Origin of the sequence: Corallococcus praedator, assembly GCF_003612125.1 — a bacterium.
Taxonomy (GTDB): domain Bacteria; phylum Myxococcota; class Myxococcia; order Myxococcales; family Myxococcaceae; genus Corallococcus; species Corallococcus praedator.
The window spans coordinates 1-829 of record NZ_RAWI01000803.1; the positions used below are offsets into that span (position 1 = coordinate 1).

Genomic DNA, 829 nt, shown 5'->3' on the forward strand with positions numbered 1-829 from the left:
GCCGGAGGCGGGGGCTTCGAGGGGCTTCGAGGGGTCGGCGACAGGCAGGTGACAGTTCTGGAAGGGGCCGGTGTTCCTGTGTCCGCGAGGGGCGAACACGCCCCGACATGACGGCGGCGCCCCGGGCTTCCCACGCGGGAAGGCACCCGGCGGATGGCCCCATTCGGAAAACAGTCCAGGAAGGTCCAGGCGATGAATCGCAAGGTCGCGGTGTGTGTCGGGGTGATGGTCGCGGTGGCGGGAGGCGTGGCCGGGGCCGAGGAGCCCGCGAAGGTGGCGGCCTCCGTCGAAAGCGCGAGCGTGGGGACGGCGCCCTCGGACACGGTGGCCGCGACGTCCGCCGCGCCGGTGGTGATGGTGCGCACGCAGGGTGCTTCCTCCGCGGCACCGGTCGCGGATCCGCGCCCCGGCACCGAGATGCCCTCGGGCACGGAGCCCTCCTCTGCGACGGTGGCGGCGCCCACCACCGTGCCGTCGGCCGCGCCGCTGGTGGAGGCCGCGACGGGGGGGGCGCCGGCTCAGGCCGCGGTGGCCCAGCGCTCGGAGTCGGATGAAATCCATGTTCCGGCGGTGCTGATGCTGATGCCGCACGTGAGCACCGTGGGCACGGACACGGGCCGCCTGGTGACGACGTTCGCGGTGGGCCTGCTCGGGACGCAGGCGAAGCGGGTGGACGGCCTGGCGATGTCGTTGGGGGCGAACTGGGTGGGGCAGGAGCTGTCAGGGGGACAGTTGGCCGTGGGCGCCAACGTGGTGCGCGGCACCGCGTCCGGCGTGCAGTTCGCGGTGGGCGGCAACGTGGTGACGGGGGAGCTGGAGGGGCTTCAGT

Annotated in this window: 1 pseudogene; it reads left to right on the plus strand. The window is 73.7% G+C overall.

The annotated features are described in order from the left end of the window. Window positions 1-192: 192 nt before the first annotated feature. A pseudogene (locus D7Y13_RS41850) lies at window positions 193-829 on the plus strand (hypothetical protein); the annotation flags it as partial.